2 protein-coding genes are annotated in these 1,766 nt (G+C 67.3%); both read left to right on the top strand.

Annotation, left to right across the window (positions count from 1 at the left end; genetic code table 11):
* The coding region (locus Q4E95_RS13505; protein WP_303383790.1) for an L-aspartate oxidase at positions 1–1,060 on the top strand (1,060 nt) is incomplete at its 5' end.
* Positions 1,038–1,766, top strand: a 729-nt coding sequence (nadC, locus tag Q4E95_RS13510) for a carboxylating nicotinate-nucleotide diphosphorylase (protein ID WP_303383791.1), incomplete at its 3' end; no start/stop codon positions are given. The genes Q4E95_RS13505 and nadC, both read left to right, overlap by 23 nt.

Raw genomic sequence — 1,766 nt, forward strand, 5'->3', positions numbered from 1 at the left:
TCCGTACACGACCAACCCCGAGGTGGCCACCGGTGACGGTATCGCCCTGGCTTTGCGCGCCGGCGCCGAGGTTCGGGATCTGGAGTTCTTCCAGTTCCACCCCACCGCGTTGGCCGCACCGGGATCGTTTCTGATCTCGGAGGCAGTCCGCGGCGAGGGCGCGGTGCTGCGCGATCGGCACGGTCATCGGTTCATGACGGACGTGGATCCTCGCGCGGAACTCGCACCTCGGGATGTCGTGGCCCGGGCGGTCTTTGCGGTTCGCACCGGTTCTGCCGACGGTGCCGCGTACCTGGATTGCTCGACCATCCCCGTCCCGGAGGGGCTGACGCGCGCGGAGTTCCTGGCCCAGCGCTTCCCCACCATTGATGCGAGCCTGAAAGCTCACGGCATCGACTGGTCCAACGAGTTGGTTCCCGTGAGCCCGGCCGCGCACTATCACATGGGCGGCATCGTCACCGATGAGCAGGGGCGCACGAGCATGACCGGCCTGTGGGCCGCCGGAGAGTGTTCGAGCACCGGCATGCACGGAGCCAACCGGTTGGCCTCCAACTCCCTGCTCGAAGCCGCCGTCTTCGGACGCCGGATCGGTGAGCTGGTGGCCGAATCGAACCCGAGCTCAGACCCATGGCCGGCGTCTCACGGCACCAAATGTGCGCCCCGCGAGCTCCCACGTCCACGCCCGGCCATCACCTCCGAGCCGTTCACCCGCGAAGCCCTCCAGCACGCCATGTGGCAGGGCGCCGGTGTCTTCCGCACGGTGGAGGGCCTGGAGCGGGCGACGGCGAGGCTGGAAGGCTGGCTGGCGGCGGCGTCGTCGTCGTGGGATGTAACCGAAGCCCCGGACACCCTGGCCGACATCGAAGATCAAAATTTGTTGACCGTGGGGCATGCCCTGGTGACCGCCGCGCTGTCCCGCACCGAATCCCGCGGGGCCCATCAGCGAGCCGATTTCCCGGCCACCGATCCCCGCCAAGCCGTAAGCACCCGGTGGGTTGCCGCTACAGCAGCGGTGCCCGCCCACGAAAGGACAGTCCATGCTGACTCGCTCGGCCGTTGAAGCCGTGATCCGCTCGAGCCTCGCCGAGGACGCGCCGTGGGGTGACATCACGTCGGAACTCGTGATCCCCGCGGAGGCCACCGCCACCGCGACCATCACTTCGCGTGAGGAAGGAGTGTTTGCCGGCGAAGAGGTTATCCGCACGGGTTTCACCACCGTTGACCCGCGGCTGGAAGTCACGCTCCACGTGCGCGATGGCGACCCGATCACTCCGGGAACCGACATCGCGACCGTTATCGGACCCGCGCGGCCACTGTTGACCGCCGAACGCACGGTATTGAACCTGGCACAGCGGATGTCCGGGATCGCCACGCTCACCGCCCGCTACGTGGCCGAGGTCGAAAAGGCCGTTGCGGAGGTGGAGGGCGCCAATAAGCTGCCCGCCGGGACCATTACCCGCACCCGGGTGGCCGATACCCGCAAGACCACCCCGGGACTGCGAGCGATGGAAAAACACGCGGTGACCTGCGGCGGCGGGCACAATCACCGCTTCGGGCTCTCGGACGCTGTAATGCTCAAGGACAATCACCTGGCCGTGCTCACGGCCGGTGGTGCAACAGTCACGCACGCACTGCGCGAGCTGCGCCGACATATGCCTCACACGACACATATGGAGGTCGAGGTGGACCGGCTCGATCAGATCGAGGATGTCCTGGCCGGCGGTGTGGACACCATCATGCTGGACAACTTTGCCCTCGCGGACCTC

It is taken from the genome of Kocuria sp., assembly GCF_030536815.1.
Classification (GTDB): Bacteria; Actinomycetota; Actinomycetes; order Actinomycetales; family Micrococcaceae; genus Kocuria; species Kocuria gwangalliensis.